Origin of the sequence: Anoxybacillus tepidamans PS2 (assembly GCF_000620165.1) — a bacterium.
In the GTDB taxonomy this organism is placed as follows: domain Bacteria; phylum Bacillota; class Bacilli; order Bacillales; family Anoxybacillaceae; genus Anoxybacteroides; species Anoxybacteroides tepidamans_A.
Genome location: NZ_JHVN01000015.1, coordinates 24,948 through 43,529, shown reverse-complemented (window position 1 = coordinate 43,529; position 18,582 = coordinate 24,948). Strand labels below are relative to the sequence as shown.

Genomic DNA, 18,582 nt, shown 5'->3' with positions numbered 1-18,582 from the left:
TAATCAGAAACTTTCAAGATTATTTTATAAAAATCCTTGCCAAAGTTATGTTATAATCCAAAAAAAGACTGGTTTGTATTAGGAGAGAATGTAAATGAATACGAAACAATTAGCCGCTCTATTTTTTCTTGCCGCTCTTTGGGGCGCTTCCTTTTTGTTTATGCGCATCGCCGCCCCAGCGATCGGACCTGTGCTTACTATAGAACTGCGTGTACTTATAGCTGGTATCGTTTTGCTATTATATGCTTGGCTGTTCAAAAAGACGGTGGATATAAGGAAATACTGGAAGGAATTTCTCGTTATCGGTGCGCTCAATGCGGCACTTCCGTTCACCTTGATTGCTACGGCTACTTTGCATATTAGCGCCTCAATGGCAGCGATTTTAAATTCCACAACACCTTTATTTACCGCTCTCGCTTCGCTTGTTTTTTTGCAAGAGCCACTAACACTAAAAAAATGGATTGCGATCTTCATGGGAACATTCGGAGTATCAATTTTAGTCGGGTGGAGCCCGCTTCCTTTTTCCTTAGAAACCATCCTTTCCGCATTATTCTCAATTTTAGCGGCATTAGCGTATGGATGTGCGGGCGTTTACGCTAAAAAAGCATTTGTCGGCGTCTCCTCGCTATCATTAGCTATTGGGCAACAGCTAGGCGCGGCGCTTGTATTGCTTCCTTTCGCGGCCAGCCACACTTCAATAAAAGCGATATCGCCAATAGTCGTGTTCTCTGTAATAGCACTGGCCGTTTTCTGCACCGCCATCGCCTACTTGTTTTATTTCTATCTTCTCGCTAGCGTCGGACCGACAAAAACGTTGAGCGTTACATTTCTCGTTCCTGGATTCGGTGTCATATGGGGAATGATATTTTTACATGAAAAAATTACTTTCGGCATGATCGTCGGATTAATCATTATTTTAAGCAGCATTTTCCTGTTATCGGATGTCAAAATGGAAACGCCAAATCAAACACTGCGGCGATTGCGCGCGAGATAACAATATAGCAAATATGAATAGGTTGCCGCCGACACGGACGGCGGCCTATTTTTATGCAAAAACTGAACCTTCTTTTCTTATTTCTCGCCTATATAATAGATACCATTTTTAGAAAGGAAAGGATGATTATATGAACAATGATGATGAACTTTTACTTAAATGCAGGAACGGCTCAAAAGAGGCGTTTTACGAGCTCGTTTCTCCCTATTTAGAAAAAGCATATCGTATAGCCTTTGCTATTTTGCGCTCTCACTACGACGCGGAAGACGCTGTGCAGAACAGTTTGTTGGAAACGTATCATTCCATCAAAGAAAACAGAGAGATTCGCCATTTTGCCGCATGGTTTCATCGGCTGGTTGTTCACCGGGCTATTGATCTTGCCAGAAAAAACGGAAAAGAAAAACATCACGCGGATATTACAGGTGTTCTGGCTTTTTTGCCTGACCGCCGCGACTTGCCCATTGATGAATTAATTCATAAAGAAGGCGAAAATGACTTAGCGACCTGTATTCTAAAGCTCGATATGAAATATCGCATGGTGATCGTCCTCCACTATTATTTCGATCTAAAAATTAGTGAAATTGCTGAACTTCTCAATATCAAAGAAGGAACGGTCAAATCGCGCCTGTTTCAAGCGCGCAGCCTGCTTTATCAATATTATCAAAAAGAACAGAAGGAGGAATTGCGATGAAACATGACGATTTGTTTAAACAAGAAGTGAAAACATCACTCGATCATATTAAAGTTCCCGAAAGCATCTTTTCGTTTGCCAAGGAACTACCTTACAAGATGGAAGAGAAACCCTCCTGCTTGTCAAACCGGTCGAAATGGCGGCAATGGACAACCGCAGCCGCAGTAACGTTGGCTGTTGGCGTTTCCGCAGGTACATACATTTCTCCTACCTTTGCGGCGTATATTCAATCGTTCTTCACACGTCCTGAACTTGACAACGGACTACAAGCCGCAGCGAAACAAGGGTTTTCCGAAAAAACAAACGCAGCGGTCACAGACCAGGGCATTACACTAAAAGTTAAAGAGGTTATGGCGGATGCGAACCGTCTCATTTTGACATATAGCCTTGAAAAAGAAAACGGCGGATATATCGACCCGACGATTTTGTTTAATAGCGAACAGCAGCTACTCGGGAGAACTGAGTATTTTGTTAAAGACTTCAACACGTTTTACATTACAGATGAAGACGGAAACATCGTATCGCGAAGCATCAACTATATGACAAAGGAAGGGAAGGATGTAACCCAATACATTCAAAGCGTCTTTCCACACGAACATTATGCCGATTTAATGTTTCTTCTTGATGCCGACAAGAATGCGAAGCAACTTTTTGCCAATATTCGTCTGAATAAAATTGGGATTGTGCAAGGAAAATGGAATTTGAAGGTACCGATTCACATTGAAAAAAGCGCCACCGCCACAAAAAATGTGCCGATTCATCAACGATACACGACCAAGGACGGGATTTCTATTACGCTGCAAAATATCGTGCATTCTCCTACTTTAACGGCCGTCCACATTGAAACGAAATGGACCGAAACTGGCATGCAGCGAAACAAAATGCAGCGTGAATACTCAGATGGCAACGGATCGTACTTCTATCGCCCTGTGTTCGACATCCTTGACAGCAAAGGGAACGTCGTCGCGACCACCGAATCATCAAGCGCTAATGATCCGAAGCGACCGCTTTTCATCGAAACAAATTCGTACGATCCGCGCACAACAACACCGATTCAATGGAACTATTCATTCCTTCCTTTGTCGAAGGGAGAAAAACTGACATTTGCATTTCGCGGCATTAAAAGAATCGAATTTCCAAACAAAGCGGTGACAATTGATCTTGCCAAATTAAAAAAACATCCTGTTTCACTTTCCTATAAAGACAATAATATAACGATCCGTAATTTCAAATGGGAGAAAAATCAAAAGGGTGAACGAGTCGGTGTGCTCGACATGGAAGAAACAACAGCCGAAACGATTGATTTAGGAGTAAGCGACAGTCAGCAAAAACAGTACATCCTCCATACGAAAGACCCGTTGCTTGTCACCGACGCCCGCTACAATCCTGACACGATGATGTACCACATCAAAAGCAGGCTAGAAATAGAAGGAATGGATAAAGCTCCATCTTCACTGACTTTGACTATTAAATCAGCAACCGTTTTATATAAAGATGCTGACTGGAAAATAAACATTGTGCAGTAAAAGCAGGGAATTCCCCTGCCTTTTTAATGTCCTGATGTTAACTTTAACCCGACTAGGCCGATAAGAATCATTAACAAAAAAATGAGCCTAGGCGCGTTGACAGGTTCATGGAACACAATCATGCCCATGATAACCGCCCCTGCCGCGCCAATGCCCGTCCACACCGCATACGCTGTTCCGATCGGCAGCGTTTTCGTCGCCAGCGCCAAGAAATAGAAGCTCACCCCCATCCCGCTTAACGTGATAAGAGATGGGACAAGCTTTGTAAATCCGTTTGCATATTTTAACGAAATGGCCCATACGACTTCGAAAATGCCAGCGATCATTAAATAAACCCACGACATATATCTTCACTCCTCCCACTCAATACAAAATAAAAAAGCCGCGACAGAAATATCGTCATGATATTCCTCCCGGGCTTTTGTCCCTCCGTGTACACAGACGCGGCTGTGCGTTTTCTCTCGGTCGCAGACTGGTTTTTCTATTAACCACGGAACCCTAGAAAACTTTCAATATAGCTAGATCTTCTATGCCATAGCGCAAACATTTTCTGTGAAAACCAAAAAACGAGACAGAAGCTGTATACCTCTATGTTCAAGTAAGTATACTACAAAATAAGTAAAGGAGGCAATAGGGAAGCAGAGACTTCCCATTTGTAGAGACTTTTGCCCCTTTACTAATATATAACAAAAAAAGTAAATAAAACCATTTTGGTTTACCGATTAATATTTTTGACTTTTATATAGTTGCTTTGAAATTTTCATTAATTAGGATAGGACGTAACTCCTTGACATTCTTAATTTCCATACTAATCTCAATTTCTTCTGATTGATTTATCAAATATAAATAAGGTGTAATATTAATTTTATATGTATTGAAAAGATATGGGGCTTTAATATATAGTATTGATTCATTAATGTTTTCTAAAATATATTCATCATTATTACTTTCATCATTGTTTATTAACAGGATTCTAAAGCTACTTTGATTTCCAATGGTGTTTAACTCTTTCAACACCCTTTTACATGTTGGGCATGTACTACTAATAAATAATAATAAGGCTTTTTTTTGCTTTAATATTTCTTTTAAGATAATTTTTCTACCCCTATAATCTAAAGTTCTAAAGAGTGGCGCCTTATCCCCATTCTGTAGGCTTCCAAATTGAATTCCTTTTACTGCTCTAATTTCAGCTAAGAAAGTTCTCACAAGTTTAATAATAGAATAAATTATATATGATTGAAAAAGCAATAACAATAGCACTAAAAAAAGCAGAGTATTTGAGAGCATAAATAACCATCCTTTCTATATATACTTAAAAATAAAACGCATGATTTCATTTATTTTTTTTAGTTCTTTTAAAATTTGAATATATATTAAAAATATATTTCCAATGAAAAATAATACCAAATTTTGAACTGTAAGGTAGTTAACGGAGTGTTTAGTTTTAAAGAAAATTAAAGCAATCAAAATAATTACTACATTTCTTAGCACCATCCAGTAAGAGAGTCTTTCATTTTCTAAAATCCCACCACATCCACACGAAAAGTTTTTGTTCCCCTTAAAAAGGTTAATCAATACAAATACTGAAAAGATAGTGAGTAGCAAAGATATAGTTACCAAACTATAAATAGTGACGCCTGACAAAAATAATGAGATCGTAATGAACCCCTCACTTAACACTATAAAAAAGTAGACAATTTTTATCAGGTTATTATTTTTAATACCATAATTCCTCAATATATGTTTGTACTTACTTTTATGAATAATCTTACTTATTAAGGAATATAAAAAAACTAATAGGATCAAGGTTAATAAAAAATCCGCAAACATAGAGTCATTAAAATTCATCTTAGCACTCCTCTCTGGAAGCTATACCAATGTGCTTGAGAATCGTACATTTTTTTATATTCCCCGTTAATAGAAAGAAGTTCATCGTGAGTACCTCTTTCGACAACTTGTCCATTTTTCATAACTAAAATTTCGTCCGCTAGGCTGGCAATCCCTAACCTGTGAGTAACTATAATGATAGACTTTTCACATTCATTTAATATTTCTTCCAAAATTTCTTTTTCCGATATAGGGTCAAGAGCTGCTGTAGGTTCATCTAAAATTATTAAGTCACTTTCTCGAAATAGAGCTCTACCTAGAGCTATTTTTTGCCATTGTCCCCCCGACAGTTCGTTTCCACCTTCAAAGTACCTACCAAGTAGAGAGTCAAACTGATTATTTAATCCATTAATTACCTCTAATAAATTAACTTTTTTAGCTACGTTTTGAAGTTTAGTATTGTCATCCATATCACCAATTCTACTTATACCGATATTTTCCCTTACTGTTAATTCATAGGATATAAAATCTTGGAATAAAACAGACATTCGTTCTCGCAAACTCTCGATATCTATGTCTTTAATCGGAATTCCATTTATAAAAATAGGTAAATTTTCATTTAAATATAATCCTGTTATGCACTTTATAAGTGTTGTTTTACCACTTCCGTTATCGCCTACTATAGCTATTTTCTTGCCATTATTAATCTTAAAACTTATTCCTTTTAATGTTTCTAAATGATTATTTGGATACTTGAAATAAAGATTTCTTATTTCCAAACTATATAGCTTTTCTATCTTTGTTAATTCTCTACTATTTGCCAGATTATTTATACGTATAAAATTCATATAGTCCTCAATAAAAATTAAAGTCCCTTTAAAATCAGAATAACTTTTGGCAATGTTATTTAAACTTGTCTGAAAAAGTTGTATAGATTGGATAGCAGCAACTAAATCTGCTGCCATGTTTGAATTTTTAAAATCAGAAATAATCACCAAACCAGCTAGACTAAAGGTTAATAAAATTATTAGTTCTGTAGAAAACAGCATTTTAGATTTGTTTTTTATAAAATTCAGTTTCTTTTCTGATAGTACTAAAAACTCTTTTTTCCATTTACTTTTTAAAAAATCAAAAGCATTAAACAGCATAATCTCTTTTAAAGTGCCTCGATTAATCAACAAATTTACAAAATACTGTTCTTTTCTAGTTATCGGCATGAGCCGATTAATCAAATTAAAGTTTTTTTCGTTAAATTTTATAGACATCAAAGTATAAGGTATAACACCCAAAGCAATTATAAAAACAATTATCCAGTTAATAGTTAGCAAGTATGCTAATACTGATATAGCGCTGATTATATGACTAATAAGAAGTATTAAGTGATTTACTGATTCAACGATATTGTTTGTGTTACTTGAAACTCTTTGAAAACTATCGTAAAAGGAAGGGCTTTCAAAATTGAGATAATCTAAGTTCTTTACTTTCTTTAGAATCAATGAAGTCGTTTCAAGAGATATTTTATTTTCAATAATCTGATTATTAATGTTTAGAAGGTGATTGAAGACAAAAGGGATTATATTGCTTATAATTTGCAAACTAAAAATAACCATTAACGCTCTTGCTGAATTAGGATTTTGTATAAAGGTCATAATTTCACTTATAAGCTTTTGAAATAGATAAATGCTAACTATAGGAATCATAGAATTAATAAAATTCAATAAAATCAATATTATTAGGTTAAATCTACATTTATACCAATAAGCATTAAATATATAATTTAATGTCATAAAATATAAATAAAACCTCCTTTATTTCATATTGACATTAATGTATATATTTACTAATATATTATCAGAAATATAAAAAAAATCAAATTATATTTCTTTTAATGTGAGGGGAGAGTTTTGTTAAATGTAATATCCTATATTTTATTTCTTATTTTGTCTATTTCGTATTCATTGAGAGCTTTACAAACTATCACAAACATGGATTCAAAAAATTCAGCACCGATATTGAATTATAAAAAAATTAATTATTCCAAGAATTTAGTTGGTTATCAATTAAAAGGAAAAAAAGGGGAAACAGCTTTTTTTGAAATCCATCCTAAATATTTAAATATTGTTGTAATTTTAAACAGCAACTGTCCACACTGTATAGAACACTTCGAAGAATTTTGGAATATTCTCACTTACAGAAATCTAAAAGTTTCTTTACAAATTTTAATTAACGAAAGCAGTGATAAGTTAATCGAATATTTAGATTTAGTAGATCCTCATTTATCGGTTTTTCAATACAACAACGACTTAATTGATGAATTTCAAATCCCTTACTATCCCGCTTTCATCATTTTAAATCAACAAGGAAAAATCGAGTTTATAACCCCAGATGTTTACGAATTAGATCTGTTGTTTTTAAGAAGAGATTCTCTTCTAATTAATAGTTAAATTTCTACGAGGAAAGGAAGGATTATTAATGAGTAAGTTTTTATTCGGATTAATTTCTCCTAATTATGTTCCTTGCACATCTACTTATTTTTACAAATGGTGCAGTACAGATAACCGTTGTGCCACTTATGGATTCCAAGCAACTTTAGGGGTATATAAAGATTCAAGAACTGGTGAACAGTGCTCTTCTGTACAACTCTGTAATTGCGGTTGCTAATTTAAAAATAAGAGAATCTCTTCTTCCACATAAAACAATAAGCTGGCGTTCCCCGCCAGCTTATTGTTTTAATTTTTGTATGTCCCGACACTAACTTGCTCTAACTGCAATTTGTATGACGAAGAGTTCTTATTGGATAAAGCTGCAAAAATTAGAGGGAGAATGATGGTAGAAAAGAGCGCAATCATAAAAATAAGGAGTGAGAAAGGATTAATGTCTTTACCAACTTCGTTTTTGTATTTTTTCTCAAATTTTTTTATTTCTGTATTTTTTTGGACCGTTCCAGCATCAATAATTTTTTGCGCATCTAAGTCATAATAGTAAATTTGTTTTGTGTCAAAGTAGAAAATGCTATCTCTAACTTCTTTTCCTTCCGCCAATACTACTTTAATGTTTTTAACTTGCTTTGCCCCCCCTTCCCCAACTTCAGTAGACGTGGTTATACTATCAAGTATTTGCGCTGAATGATCTTTGTAATAGGTAAGACTTTTTTTGAATTGTTCATTAACAGCCCCAGTCATCTCTTGATTACCAGCTGCCAATGCTGTAAAAGGGAATACACAAAATAGTGAAAAAATTAGACAATAAATGACTTTTTTCATTTTTTTCACCTCTTTTTATTTTTTAAAAAATTATACCATATATTATAAATAAATACCATATGAGATAAATTTTATAAAAACTATACCCGTGGTGCTAGATAAAATCAGACAAGCATAAAAATAGCCCTTGCATGAGGATCTCCTTAAAATGAAAGTGCGATTAAACATTGAAAAGGAGAATTCACATGCAAGAGCACTTCAAGGGCTCCCTATGGGATATGGGGTAACGGAAGCATCCTGTCACGTGCCACGATCGAACCGCAGCGGAAATCGCCATGACTCAAGTTCCTCACCCCTATAACTTGGGGGACAAAGGATTCATCAGTAGTGAATGGCAAAAAAAGTTGTATGAAGAATACCAAATCGCCTTTTGAACTCCATCTCGCAAAAATCAGAAACTCCGCCCATCTGAATCATGGGAGAAATGGCTCCAACAAAAACGTAAAGTGGTGGAAACGGTGTTCTCTGTCCTCGTCGACCCGTATCGTATCACAGACATTCGTGCCCATTCGATTGTTGGGTTTGAGGTAGCACTCGATGGCATCTTGTTGGTGTATTCACTTGTCACGCTTGGGCTAGTTGAGCGTTAGGATTCAACTAGCACCACGAGTAAAAAATTATATTTCGCACCTGTGTCGTGTAGAATATAGACAAATTTTATACCACGCTTAGACCGAATCGTATAGGATAACATGTACAACGGTTCAGTTAGACAAAATTGAATTTATTTCACTCCGCTGCGGTCATGGCTACCTGCTTCACCATTTGCAGAGCTTCACTTGTTTCTTTTATGCAAATCCTATACAGCAACCTACTCACTGTGTCTCCCAAAATACGTTGAATGGAATATTTCCTCGATGATACGTTTGCATAAGAAATGACGAAACGCTTTTATGAATAGTGGTTTCATACAACGGATTCAAAGGCGTACCATCGCATCATCACTAAAGAAATGGACACGTCTTCGCCAATGAATTGCACAACGTCGGTTTCATTCGCCCATTACTCACGATTGGCGTTCACTCAAAATATCCAAAACGATGAATGGAACGATATTGCTTGTCTTTATTTGGTATCGTGAATTCGTTGAAACAAGTCATACGATGTGCGAAGAGAGAAAGCTTCTTCATGATTTGACTCATTAGATTCGGATAAGTGGACTGGTAAATGACTTGAATGATTGTTGGCTGAGGTTGAAAAATGCGGCATCTATTCAGATATCACAACTTCATGAAGTCTCCCACCTACACTTCGCTGAGAGGTGGGAAACTTGTTAAAAGAGTAGTTATTCCTTCACTTTGAGCTGAATGCGGTGGCCTGATTGATCGACTGCAACCACTGCTTTTTCTTGGCACTTGACTGATACGCCAATCCCTTCCAATCGCTCAATGATTTTCGCCAATTCTTCTTCATTCGGTAGGTTGATGGAAAACATATGCAAACCGACAGCGTTATCCGGCGGCTGTGGCGCGCCGACCCCAGCCCATGTGTTAAGGCCAATATGGTGATGGTACCCGCCCGCTCCTACAAACAGCGCATGGTTCCCCATTCGAATGGCGATTTCAAACCCTAACCCTTGATGGTAAAACTTCTCCGCTTCTTGAAGATCCGCCACATGCAAATGGACATGGCCGATTTTCGTTTCCGCCGGAAGACCCATCCAAGGAACGCCGCCTGCCTCCGCCAACAATCCCTCTACATCAAGAGGCACAGTCGTCCCTTTATACTCGCCGCGTTCCGTCTTCTCCCACTCGTCTCTCGGTCTGTCAGCATAAATTTCAATGCCGTTTCCATCCGGATCAGCCAAATACACCGCTTCGCTAAATTGATGGTCGGAAGCACCGTGAAGCGGATAGCGTGTTTGCAATAGATGGAGAAGCGCCCGGGCGAGGCTTGCGCGATCGGGAACTAAAATCGCAAAATGATACAACCCGGTTGTCCGAGGCGGCTTTCTCACCGCCTCCTCCTTTTCTTCAAGCACAACAAGCGGCGTTGTTCCATCGGTCGTTAACACCGCCCTCTTTTCTTCTTGCTCTAACACTTGAAACCCTATGACCTCCGTATAAAAACGAAGCGAACGATCGAGCTTTGTCACAATCAAATGAATATGGCCAATTTCCGCTTGCGGATGAATTTGATATTTCATGAATACATGCTCCTTTTTTATTTGTTTTTATTTCATGATATTTTATTTCAAGATAAATTCGCAAGTGTTTCGAGCAAATAATTTTACATTTTATCATAAATATTAAATAATAATTAATATAAAATAATAGAAAATGTAGGTGATAAAAATGTCGATTTATCAATTTGACGTAAAAAAAGCAAACGGAGAGAGCATTTCACTGTCCAATTATAAAGGAAAAACACTTTTGATTGTGAACACGGCCAGCCAATGCCGTTTCACGCCGCAATTTCAAGATTTACAAAAACTGTACGAAAAATATCAACCAAACGGCTTGGAAATTCTCGGTTTTCCTTGCAATCAATTTGGCGAGCAAGAGCCGGGCAGCAACGAAGAAGCCGTCTCCTTTTGCCAATTGAATTATGGTGTGACGTTTCCGATTTTCGCTAAAATGGACGTGAACGGACCGCATGCGCACCCGCTGTTCCAATACCTAAAGCAACAAGCGCCGTTTCAAGGGTTCGATGAAACGAATTCAATGGCAAAATTGCTAAAATTGATGATTTTGGACAAAGCGCCGGAGTGGCTCGCTGGAGATGAAATTAAATGGAATTTTACAAAGTTTTTAATTGATGCCAACGACCGCGTTATTCGGCGATATGAGCCGCACGAAACGCCGTTGGACTTTGAAAACGATATCGCAGAATTGCTTGCGCCAAAAACGCTGTAATAGAAAACGGACAAAGCCTGCCTTCACTTAGGCAGGCTGTTGTGCTGCTTCTTTTAGCACAAATTCGTTTCCATCTTCGTCTTTGAATTGTACAAATGTGCCCCACGGCATTTGTTGCGGCTCTGCTAAAAATTCGACCCCGTTCGCTTTCATTGTTTCATATGTGCTCATGACATTATCGCACTCAAAAACGATAGAAGGCTTCTTTTTGTCCCAGTCGTTCATCATCGCTTTTGGATAAAGAACAAGAGCGGTTTGTGCACCTTTTGGAGCTACTTCGAGCCAAAACGCGTTCGACCCCATTGGGTGTTCCGCCACCACTTCAAACCCGACTTTTTCCGTCCAAAACTGTTTTGCTTTTTGTTGATCCTCAACATAAAGCGCGACTGTCGCAATGCGTTGAATCATTAACATCCTCCCCATCTAGCGTAAATAAGAACATATATTCCTGTTTTACCAGAAAAAAAGCAGGCGTAAACACCTTTTTTTATAAAATGTCGACCCAAATTTTAATAGCTGTCGCTAAAATTAAGATAGCTAAAATGACTTGGAGCACTTTCGTATTCATTTTTTGTCCCGCCTTTGCTCCTAGCGGAGAGGCGAGAATACTTGCCACCACCATGATTAACGCCGGAACAAACTGGACTTGGCCTGTTGCGATTTTGCCAAACGTTGATCCAATCGAAGAGATGAACGTAATCGCCAGCGAAGAAGCGATCGTCATTCTCGTTGGGATTTTGAGCACAACAAGCATAATCGGCACTAAAAGAAACGCACCAGCCGCGCCAACGATTCCCGAACCGACACCGACGACAAATGCAAGAATCGCAGCAAGCCATTGATTGAACGTTACCTTATCTAGCGGAATATCATCAATACCTTTTTTCGGAACGAACATCATAATCGCTGCTAATGCAGCAAGAATGCCGTAAATAAGATTAATGCTTGATTCTGTCATTAGTTTCGATCCATATCCGCCAATGAAACTACCAGCTAAAATACTAATCCCCATATAAAGAATGAGTTTTTTATTAAGATAGCCGCCCTTTCGGTACGCCCAGACGCCGCCGATTGTCGCGAAAAATACTTGCACCGCGCTCACACCGGCCACTTGGTGTGCGCTAAACGCCGCAAGGCCAAATAACGGCGGAAGATAAAGCAACATCGGATATTTAATAATCGAACCGCCAATTCCGACCATTCCGGAAATAAAAGAACCGATAAAGCCGATGAGAAAAATGACGATGATATAATTAAGTGTGACTTCCATGTTATAAAATCCCCCTTTGGTGAAAAACCGAGGGGGGCATTATGCGTCCCCCCCTGATTCGCTGTTTTTATTTTTAATGCGTATGATGAAGTGCACAACGGTTCGGTCCGATTTCGAGTTCTTGCTTTTGCTCCGCGTCTGCGGTTTTTAAGCCGCGGTTAATGGCCACAATATCTTCAAAGTTTGGAGGAGTTTCACTGTTGGCGTTTTGGACGACCATTTCGATAAATTCTTCTTGCGATTTATTTTGCATCATTTCGTTGCGGGCGCGGATGTTGCCAAGTGTGTCGCCGATATAACCTTCGTTGTTCATTTCGTCATCTAAACTTGCATAGTGCCCTGGCAACACGATGACATCGTCGGCGATCGCCGCAACTTTCTCATACACCGTATTGTATAAATCGACCGCCCACTCCGCTGCTTTTCCGCCTAAGTCCGGACGTCCTAAGCCGCCGACGAAAATGGTATCACCTGAGAAAAGAAGCTGGTTGTTTACAAAGAAGGAGACGCTTCCCGGCGTATGGCCCGGTGTTTTTACCGCCAATACTTCTAATTGAACTCGTTCAAACTCGATGGTATCGTGCGCTTCTAGCGGTTCAAAGTCATACACCGCCCCTTCGCTCTTCATGAGATAGTATTTTGCTCTTGTATGCTTTGCCAACTCCCTTCCTCCAGAAATATGGTCCGCATGCAAGTGCGAGTCGACGATATGCGTAATTTTGACGCCTTCTTCATTCGCGACATTCTCATACACATCGACAAAGCGAGAAGGATCCACAACAAGCGCTTCATTCCCTGAAATCACCATATAGGATAAGCAGCCTTTTCCGATGCGGATGAATTGATATACCTTCATTTTTTCGTCTTCATATACTTTTGCTTTGTGAAGGTGCTCGCTCCATGCTTTCATGCCATCAACAAGCGTATAGACATTGCCGAAGCCGGCTTCCTCAAGCTGCTCGGCGACAAACGTGGCTGAACCACCTTTGGCGCAAACAACGACTACATCTTTGTCTTTCGGCATACGATCGGCTACCGCCTCAATTCCATCGATTAGTTCGAAATATGGCACATTTAAGTATTCGAAATTTTCCCCTTCAATTTTCCAATCGTGAAAATCGCTTTCATTGCGCACATCAAAGATAAAAACGCTTTCTTTGTTTAACACTTTGCTTGTTAACTCTTTGACTGTCATTTGTTTCACAGCGACTATACCCCCATTAGTATTTTAAAATCCAGAAAAACCCCTTCACTTAAGGCAACTCTTTTTGCAGTGGCCCGGTCCATTGCGACATGCCCGGCATCACGTTCCACACATTCGCAAATCCTTGTTCCGCCAACTTCCGTGCCGCCAAATCGCTGCGGCTGCCTGTGCGGCACACAACGTAAATATGATGTTCTTTTGATAACTCCTCCATCCGTTGTTCCAATTCGCCGAGCGGAATCGAAATCGCCCCTGGAATATGTCCAAATGCATACTCTGCTTGTTCACGAACATCTAAAATCATGACACCTGCTTCATTTAACTTTATGAGCAGTTCCTCATTCGAGACGACGTTTGGAAATTCCAGCTCTTCTTTTGCCTCGTTTTCACTTGCTTTGCGAATGTAATGTTTTAACACGTTCCCCTCTTCAATCGTTCCGAGGTATTGATGTCCTGTGCTTTCCGCCCACGCTTTAATGTCGGCTTTCGACCCTTTATCGGTCGCCTCGACTTCTAACACTTGCCCTGGTTGCAATTCATTGATCGCCTTTTTTGTTCTTACAATCGGCATCGGACATGAAAGTCCTTTTGCATCAACTGTCATATTTGCTTGAATCATTTTTTCTTTCCTCCTTCACTTAATCGACAGGACCTTCCCACGCCAACATGCCGCCTGTCATATTCGTCACATTGTATCCGTAGCTTTCTAAAAATTGCACTGCTCGTGCGCTTCTTCCCCCTGAGCTGCAAACAACAATGTATTCTTTGTCTTTTGGCAATTCATTCATGCGGAATTCAAGAAGGCTTAGCGGAATGTTCACCGCCCCCGGAATCATTCCCGCTTTCACTTCCTCTACTTCGCGCACATCAATGATGCCGAGGCGATGCTCGCCATGAAGCAGCTGCTCCACTTCTTTTGCCGTGATTTCTTTCATCATTCTTCCCTCCGTTACATCCAAGCGCTCATGCCGCCTACGACGTTTGTAACTTGTTTAAATCCGAGTTTTTTCAATAACTTGCCTGCTTTCGTGCTTCTCATACCGCTTTGGCAAATCACAATAATTTCCTTGTCTTTGGATAATTCATGAATCCGCTTTTTCAGTTCGTAAAGCGGGATATTTTTAAACCCGCGAATATGATTCGCATTAAATTCCATTGGTGTTCGAACATCTATATATTGTACATTTCTTTTTCCTAATTCTTTTTTCAATTCATTTGTTGTAATCATCCACACACCTTTGGCTGGGAGAAGGCGTCCAGCAAGAAGCCACCCGATGAGCAGAAACAGCAATACGTTAACAATGGTTCCAGTCATAACACTCACCTTATATAAACAAGTTCACATTACCTTCTGAAGCATCCGCCAAGTAGGCCGCCACTCCAGCAAATTCAATGCCATCAATCAATTCTTCTTGTTTGAGCCCCAACAAATCGACCGTCATCTGACAGGCGACAAGTTTGACTCCTTGTTCTTTCGCCATCTCAATGAGGTCTGGAAGTGGCATGGCGTTATGCTTTTCGATTACATGCTTAATCAGTTTCGGACCGACTCCCGCGAAGTTCATTCGCGAAAGCCCCATTTTATCCGCCCCGCGCGGCATCATTTTCGCAAACATTTTTTCTAAAAATCCTTTTTGTACAGGCACATGTTCTTCTTTTCTTAGGGCGTTAAGACCCCAAAACGTATGGAAAATCGTCACTTCATGGTCATACGCCGCCGCGCCGTTGGCAATAATGTAGGCCGCCATCGCCTTGTCGTAATCCCCGCTGAATAAAATGATGGTTGTTTTCTTCTTTCCTCTGGACATTAAGCTGCCTCCTTTCTATATACCCGTATAGGTATATTTATTAATAAAAAAATTTAGGCTTTTTCAATCCAAAACGTAAAGACGCCGTTTCCCTCTTTCATGTCGATTAACTTATGGCCACTGGCTTGTGCCCATGCGGATAAATCGCTTTTCGCACCTTTGTCGGTTGTTTGCACTTCCAACACTTGACCTGAAGCAAGCCCGTCAATCGCCTTTTTTGTTTTTACAAGCGGCATTGGGCATGATAATCCTTTCGCATCAACAATTTTAGCAATATTCATGAATACACCTCCTTGTTTTATTACATATACCTGTATATGTATATTATTAAAATACAAAAAAATTGTCAACCCTTACTTTAAGAGTTGACGCTGGCTTGTTTTAACGGCTTTTCACTAAAAGCTCGACTGCCTCCTTTACCAGTTGTTCTGTTTGTTCCCCTTTTTCAATGTTTTCTCTAATGCAATGCTCTAAATTTGTACTTACGATAACAGCCATCGCTCGATCGATCGCATTTCTAGCCGCAGCCAGTTGGGAAACAACGCTTTTGCAGTCTTTGCCTTGTTCCATCATGGCAATGATTCCTTTTACTTGCCCCTCAATTCGCTTAAGACGGTTTTTAATTTCTTTATTATATTCCATTTCATACACCTCTTTTACCGTTTCAGCGGTCATGATTATCGCATCTATCCAAGCAACGTTGCTTACTCTACATTATAGCATGTATACCTTCAATTATATACTATATTAGGTATATAGACGACTGTTTGCCCCCGTTATTCCAACCCAATTACACGACATCAGATGTTGTTCTGTCTCGTTTTATTGTTTAATAAGCGACATAATCGCGTCAGGATCAAACCCGAACACCCATTGGCCGTTAATTTCTGTCTGCGGAACGCCCATATGGTTTGTTTTCGCTACGAGCTTTCTTGCTGCGGCCCGGTCGCGCTGTACATTCACTTCAGTAAATGGAATCCCTTGCTCTCGTAAAAAATTTTTTAGCTTGACACAGTAAGAACATGTCGTTGTCGTATATACAGTGACATGATTCATAAATTTCCCTCCATTTTATATACCCTTTCCTACCAACGCCATTGCACACTTCAATACTTAGTATTTGTAAAAAAGATGTTAATTAATGTCATATTTTTAATATATCTACCGAGAAGTCTCCCATCTCTTGACGAAGTGTAGGTGGTAGAGGTTCATTTTCTCGTTATTTTACATAAAAAGGAATAACCACATTTTGATTCGCAAATAATAGTTATGTATATCAAACTGCTTATTTTTTATAGGGAATAGATAATAATGCTTCATTTTTACATTGATAAGGTGAGGATATAAAGTGTCTTTGCTGATCCGGCACGAACTAGAATATATAGTAACGGCTGTTGCCATTGTAGGAAGTATTTTCGGCTCTTATTTTATCATTAAACTAGATTGGCGGAAATATGGACTTCTTTACTTAATTAGCGGAGTGTCGGCCAATATTGTATGCATATTGTTTTTAGCCCTCGATTTTTATAAATTTCCCGTCACTCCTTTAAACGGCGCTCTAACAATTCCATTTACCGCCTTATTAACAACCTTCCCTTACTACGTTTTACTAGGAGTTCGATACAGTCCAAGAAGATGGGCGTGGAAAATACCGTTTTATTGGGGAATGGTCCATCTCGGCGTCACCGCGGAAAAACTGCTTGAGGAATATACGAAAATTATTCAGTACGAAAAGTTTTGGGATACATTCGATTCGTACGCCGCCTGGTGGATTTATCTCCTTATTTTTGAATATGTCGGCGGCCGACTCATTCCTCCCCACTTAAGAAAACCGATTCACATAAAAGCGTTCCGCTACGGAAATTGGGCGTGGTTGTTGCTTCATTTTATATTAATTTTAAGCATTTTCTTAGCGGGAGTATATGTTGGAACATTGCTGTAAACTGAACAAGGATAGTCACCTTCTCGAAAGCACCAGATTCACCTTCGAGACGGTGACTATTTTTGTCACTGCACACCCTAAGCCCCATTTTTGTTCGTATACCGCTAAACTAGTGTTGCTCTTGCATCCTTTGCGCTTTTTTCTCGGTTTCATTCTTTGTCAAGACGCTATATTTCAAAACAAATTTTGAGTACGGCAAATAATGAATGACAAACCAGCGACCAGCGAGCTTCTCATTCAGATTTTGCTGTATCACAAATTCTTTGTTGTCTATTACCACTTCCCAATAGCTTGCTCTTCGCCGAGGAGAGTGGAATTCCAGCGTACTTGGAATCCCTTCGGCTACTTTATAATCACGTTGTAAATAAAATGGAAAATCAGTCCATTCACGAAACACTGACATAATCAAGATGGCGATTACGAATTGAACATACCGCTGCTTGCCAAACTCTTTCCGAAATATAATGGCGATTCCGACAATCCCTAATATGATCACCGGTATACTTCTTAACAAATAAACGGAAAAGTACGACGCTATGATCGAAACCATCAATAAAAGAAGCCAAAGAATATTCAATGTTTTCCCCCATAACGTGAGTTTCTCATTCACGTCCAGAAATGGCTCGTATCCTCCGAACAGCAGCGCTTTGATTCGTTTTCGAAGCGATCTTTTCACGGCTGGATCGATCGCTTCATCATCTTCCCCCGCTAACATTCCTTGCGAAACGCGAACAGGCAATTGCGGATGCATGTCTTTTAAAGCTGTTTCGATCGCAGCGCGCGCAACACTTTTCGGAATAATAAATTTATGTCTTTCCCCGTTGGCTAAGGTCAAAACGACCGTGCCGTTGTCGGCAAAACCTGTGTGGATTGTCGCTTCTCCTTGAATCGTTATTTCTTTGATTTCCTCTATGCGAATGAAAAAGTTCGGCTTTTTTCGCATCAAATTATTAATTTGTTGATGCTTTACTTTGTAATCGTATTCCGACTCTAACAAAGCCCGCTTTTTTTCAGCCTTTTTAAACCACTTCCAACATAAAATTTCAAGCAGCAATGGAAGTTGTTTTTCATATGCATTCCAATTATACAGTTGGCCGGCGATTTTAAAAAAATAAATTGCCTCCTCCATCACATACACTTTATAAAAAATATCGGATTTGGTGACTCTCGGTTTCAGAAGATAGAAGCTTTGGAACATATAG

23 protein-coding genes, 1 pseudogene and 1 riboswitch are annotated in these 18,582 nt (G+C 39.1%); of the genes and pseudogenes, 7 read left to right on the top strand and 17 right to left on the bottom strand.

Going from position 1 to position 18,582, the window contains the following annotated elements; genetic code table 11:
- The first annotated feature begins 94 nt into the window (after positions 1-94).
- The 3 genes from N667_RS0112345 to N667_RS0112335 all read left to right on the top strand — a co-directional run bounded on the left by N667_RS0112345 (position 95) and on the right by N667_RS0112335 (position 3,211).
- Positions 95-994 carry a DMT family transporter gene (locus N667_RS0112345; protein ID WP_027409861.1) on the top strand — a complete coding sequence of 300 codons (900 nt, stop codon included), beginning with the start codon at positions 95-97 and terminating at the stop codon, positions 992-994.
- Between the two features lie 130 nt (positions 995-1,124).
- Positions 1,125-1,685, top strand: coding sequence for an RNA polymerase sigma factor (locus tag N667_RS0112340; protein ID WP_027409860.1), 561 nt, complete (start codon positions 1,125-1,127; stop codon positions 1,683-1,685).
- On the top strand, positions 1,682-3,211 hold the full coding sequence (locus tag N667_RS0112335; protein ID WP_035098878.1) for a DUF4179 domain-containing protein: 1,530 nt from the start codon (positions 1,682-1,684) through the stop codon (positions 3,209-3,211). The genes N667_RS0112340 and N667_RS0112335 overlap by 4 nt, the downstream gene beginning before the upstream one ends.
- 23 nt (positions 3,212-3,234) lie before the next feature.
- Here N667_RS0112335 and sugE read toward each other — a convergent pair whose 3' ends face one another.
- The 4 genes from sugE to N667_RS0112315 all read right to left on the bottom strand — a co-directional run bounded on the left by sugE (position 3,235) and on the right by N667_RS0112315 (position 6,825).
- Entirely contained in the window at positions 3,235-3,555 is a 321-nt protein-coding gene (sugE, locus tag N667_RS0112330; RefSeq protein ID WP_027409858.1) for a quaternary ammonium compound efflux SMR transporter SugE, read from the bottom strand.
- Between the two features lie 64 nt (positions 3,556-3,619).
- Positions 3,620-3,724: riboswitch (guanidine-I (ykkC/yxkD leader) on the bottom strand.
- 225 nt (positions 3,725-3,949) lie between these two features.
- On the bottom strand, positions 3,950-4,498 hold the full coding sequence (locus tag N667_RS0112325; RefSeq protein WP_027409857.1) for a TlpA family protein disulfide reductase: 549 nt from the start codon (positions 4,496-4,498) through the stop codon (positions 3,950-3,952).
- Positions 4,499-4,513: 15 nt separating this feature from the next.
- Positions 4,514-5,041 (bottom strand): MauE/DoxX family redox-associated membrane protein, encoded by a 528-nt coding sequence (locus N667_RS20410; RefSeq protein ID WP_409978189.1) that lies wholly within the window; start codon positions 5,039-5,041, stop codon positions 4,514-4,516.
- Between the two features lie 14 nt (positions 5,042-5,055).
- Complete coding sequence (locus N667_RS0112315; RefSeq protein WP_027409855.1) at positions 5,056-6,825, bottom strand: ABC transporter ATP-binding protein; 1,770 nt, start codon at positions 6,823-6,825, stop codon at positions 5,056-5,058.
- A gap of 117 nt (positions 6,826-6,942) precedes the next feature.
- Here N667_RS0112315 and N667_RS0112310 point away from each other — a divergent pair, with 117 nt between their 5' ends.
- Positions 6,943-7,482, top strand: a complete 540-nt coding sequence (locus N667_RS0112310; RefSeq protein ID WP_027409854.1) for a TlpA family protein disulfide reductase — start codon at positions 6,943-6,945, stop codon at positions 7,480-7,482.
- 285 nt (positions 7,483-7,767) lie between these two features.
- Here the strand turns inward: N667_RS0112310 and N667_RS18710 are convergent, their stop codons facing one another.
- Entirely contained in the window at positions 7,768-8,301 is a 534-nt protein-coding gene (locus N667_RS18710) for a hypothetical protein (RefSeq protein WP_051530048.1), read from the bottom strand.
- Between the two features lie 199 nt (positions 8,302-8,500).
- Here N667_RS18710 and N667_RS19510 point away from each other — a divergent pair.
- Positions 8,501-8,891: pseudogene (locus N667_RS19510) on the top strand (transposase); the annotation flags it as partial.
- Between the two features lie 695 nt (positions 8,892-9,586).
- Here N667_RS19510 and N667_RS0112300 read toward each other — a convergent pair.
- Complete coding sequence (locus N667_RS0112300) at positions 9,587-10,447, bottom strand: VOC family protein (protein WP_027409853.1); 861 nt, start codon at positions 10,445-10,447, stop codon at positions 9,587-9,589.
- 148 nt (positions 10,448-10,595) lie between these two features.
- On the opposite strand from N667_RS0112300, the gene N667_RS0112295 reads away from it, so the two are divergent.
- Positions 10,596-11,156, top strand: coding sequence for a glutathione peroxidase (locus N667_RS0112295; protein ID WP_027409852.1), 561 nt, complete (start codon positions 10,596-10,598; stop codon positions 11,154-11,156).
- Positions 11,157-11,183: 27 nt separating this feature from the next.
- On the opposite strand, the gene N667_RS0112290 is transcribed toward N667_RS0112295, so the two are convergent.
- The 10 genes from N667_RS0112290 to N667_RS0112245 form a co-directional block, all read right to left on the bottom strand.
- On the bottom strand, positions 11,184-11,564 hold the full coding sequence (locus N667_RS0112290) for a VOC family protein (RefSeq protein WP_027409851.1): 381 nt from the start codon (positions 11,562-11,564) through the stop codon (positions 11,184-11,186).
- Positions 11,565-11,643: 79 nt separating this feature from the next.
- Complete coding sequence (locus N667_RS0112285) at positions 11,644-12,426, bottom strand: sulfite exporter TauE/SafE family protein (RefSeq protein WP_027409850.1); 783 nt, start codon at positions 12,424-12,426, stop codon at positions 11,644-11,646.
- Positions 12,427-12,499: 73 nt separating this feature from the next.
- Positions 12,500-13,621, bottom strand: coding sequence for an MBL fold metallo-hydrolase (locus N667_RS0112280; RefSeq protein WP_035098895.1), 1,122 nt, complete (start codon positions 13,619-13,621; stop codon positions 12,500-12,502).
- A 58-nt stretch (positions 13,622-13,679) separates the two neighbouring features.
- A complete protein-coding gene (locus N667_RS0112275; RefSeq protein ID WP_027409848.1) occupies positions 13,680-14,249 on the bottom strand; it encodes a sulfurtransferase TusA family protein in 570 nt (189 codons plus the stop codon).
- A 19-nt stretch (positions 14,250-14,268) separates the two neighbouring features.
- Complete coding sequence (locus tag N667_RS0112270; RefSeq protein WP_027409847.1) at positions 14,269-14,565, bottom strand: rhodanese-like domain-containing protein; 297 nt, start codon at positions 14,563-14,565, stop codon at positions 14,269-14,271.
- 14 nt (positions 14,566-14,579) lie between these two features.
- Positions 14,580-14,945 carry a rhodanese-like domain-containing protein gene (locus N667_RS0112265; RefSeq protein WP_027409846.1) on the bottom strand — a complete coding sequence of 122 codons (366 nt, stop codon included), beginning with the start codon at positions 14,943-14,945 and terminating at the stop codon, positions 14,580-14,582.
- A gap of 10 nt (positions 14,946-14,955) precedes the next feature.
- A complete protein-coding gene (locus N667_RS0112260) occupies positions 14,956-15,438 on the bottom strand; it encodes a DsrE/DsrF/DrsH-like family protein (RefSeq protein ID WP_027409845.1) in 483 nt (160 codons plus the stop codon).
- A 53-nt stretch (positions 15,439-15,491) separates the two neighbouring features.
- Positions 15,492-15,719, bottom strand: coding sequence for a sulfurtransferase TusA family protein (locus N667_RS0112255; RefSeq protein ID WP_027409844.1), 228 nt, complete (start codon positions 15,717-15,719; stop codon positions 15,492-15,494).
- 100 nt (positions 15,720-15,819) lie between these two features.
- Positions 15,820-16,080 (bottom strand): metal-sensitive transcriptional regulator, encoded by a 261-nt coding sequence (locus N667_RS0112250; protein WP_027409843.1) that lies wholly within the window; start codon positions 16,078-16,080, stop codon positions 15,820-15,822.
- Between the two features lie 180 nt (positions 16,081-16,260).
- Positions 16,261-16,494 (bottom strand): glutaredoxin family protein, encoded by a 234-nt coding sequence (locus N667_RS0112245; RefSeq protein ID WP_027409842.1) that lies wholly within the window; start codon positions 16,492-16,494, stop codon positions 16,261-16,263.
- Positions 16,495-16,786: 292 nt separating this feature from the next.
- On the opposite strand from N667_RS0112245, the gene N667_RS0112240 reads away from it, so the two are divergent.
- Complete coding sequence (locus N667_RS0112240) at positions 16,787-17,380, top strand: CBO0543 family protein (protein WP_232223968.1); 594 nt, start codon at positions 16,787-16,789, stop codon at positions 17,378-17,380.
- A 109-nt stretch (positions 17,381-17,489) separates the two neighbouring features.
- Here N667_RS0112240 and N667_RS19160 read toward each other — a convergent pair whose 3' ends face one another.
- On the bottom strand, positions 17,490-18,578 hold the full coding sequence (locus N667_RS19160; RefSeq protein ID WP_051530047.1) for a hypothetical protein: 1,089 nt from the start codon (positions 18,576-18,578) through the stop codon (positions 17,490-17,492).
- Between the last annotated feature and the right edge of the window lie 4 nt (positions 18,579-18,582).

Bases quoted from the DNA above. Each gene is read 5' to 3' on its own strand.
- N667_RS0112345 (WP_027409861.1), top strand. From the start codon at position 95: ATGAATACGAAACAATTAGCCGCTCTATTTTTTCTTGCCGCTCTTTGG.
- N667_RS0112340 (WP_027409860.1), top strand. From the start codon at position 1,125: ATGAACAATGATGATGAACTTTTACTTAAATGCAGGAACGGCTCAAAA.
- N667_RS0112335 (WP_035098878.1), top strand. From the start codon at position 1,682: ATGAAACATGACGATTTGTTTAAACAAGAAGTGAAAACATCACTCGAT.
- sugE (WP_027409858.1), bottom strand. From the start codon at position 3,555: ATGTCGTGGGTTTATTTAATGATCGCTGGCATTTTCGAAGTCGTATGG.
- N667_RS0112325 (WP_027409857.1), bottom strand. From the start codon at position 4,498: ATGCTCTCAAATACTCTGCTTTTTTTAGTGCTATTGTTATTGCTTTTT.
- N667_RS20410 (WP_409978189.1), bottom strand. From the start codon at position 5,041: ATGTTTGCGGATTTTTTATTAACCTTGATCCTATTAGTTTTTTTATAT.
- N667_RS0112315 (WP_027409855.1), bottom strand. From the start codon at position 6,825: ATGACATTAAATTATATATTTAATGCTTATTGGTATAAATGTAGATTT.
- N667_RS18710 (WP_051530048.1), bottom strand. From the start codon at position 8,301: ATGAAAAAAGTCATTTATTGTCTAATTTTTTCACTATTTTGTGTATTC.
- N667_RS0112300 (WP_027409853.1), bottom strand. From the start codon at position 10,447: ATGAAATATCAAATTCATCCGCAAGCGGAAATTGGCCATATTCATTTG.
- N667_RS0112295 (WP_027409852.1), top strand. From the start codon at position 10,596: ATGTCGATTTATCAATTTGACGTAAAAAAAGCAAACGGAGAGAGCATT.
- N667_RS0112290 (WP_027409851.1), bottom strand. From the start codon at position 11,564: ATGATTCAACGCATTGCGACAGTCGCGCTTTATGTTGAGGATCAACAA.
- N667_RS0112285 (WP_027409850.1), bottom strand. From the start codon at position 12,426: ATGGAAGTCACACTTAATTATATCATCGTCATTTTTCTCATCGGCTTT.
- N667_RS0112280 (WP_035098895.1), bottom strand. From the start codon at position 13,621: ATGACAGTCAAAGAGTTAACAAGCAAAGTGTTAAACAAAGAAAGCGTT.
- N667_RS0112275 (WP_027409848.1), bottom strand. From the start codon at position 14,249: ATGATTCAAGCAAATATGACAGTTGATGCAAAAGGACTTTCATGTCCG.
- N667_RS0112270 (WP_027409847.1), bottom strand. From the start codon at position 14,565: ATGAAAGAAATCACGGCAAAAGAAGTGGAGCAGCTGCTTCATGGCGAG.
- N667_RS0112265 (WP_027409846.1), bottom strand. From the start codon at position 14,945: ATGACTGGAACCATTGTTAACGTATTGCTGTTTCTGCTCATCGGGTGG.
- N667_RS0112260 (WP_027409845.1), bottom strand. From the start codon at position 15,438: ATGTCCAGAGGAAAGAAGAAAACAACCATCATTTTATTCAGCGGGGAT.
- N667_RS0112255 (WP_027409844.1), bottom strand. From the start codon at position 15,719: ATGAATATTGCTAAAATTGTTGATGCGAAAGGATTATCATGCCCAATG.
- N667_RS0112250 (WP_027409843.1), bottom strand. From the start codon at position 16,080: ATGGAATATAATAAAGAAATTAAAAACCGTCTTAAGCGAATTGAGGGG.
- N667_RS0112245 (WP_027409842.1), bottom strand. From the start codon at position 16,494: ATGAATCATGTCACTGTATATACGACAACGACATGTTCTTACTGTGTC.
- N667_RS19160 (WP_051530047.1), bottom strand. From the start codon at position 18,578: ATGTTCCAAAGCTTCTATCTTCTGAAACCGAGAGTCACCAAATCCGAT.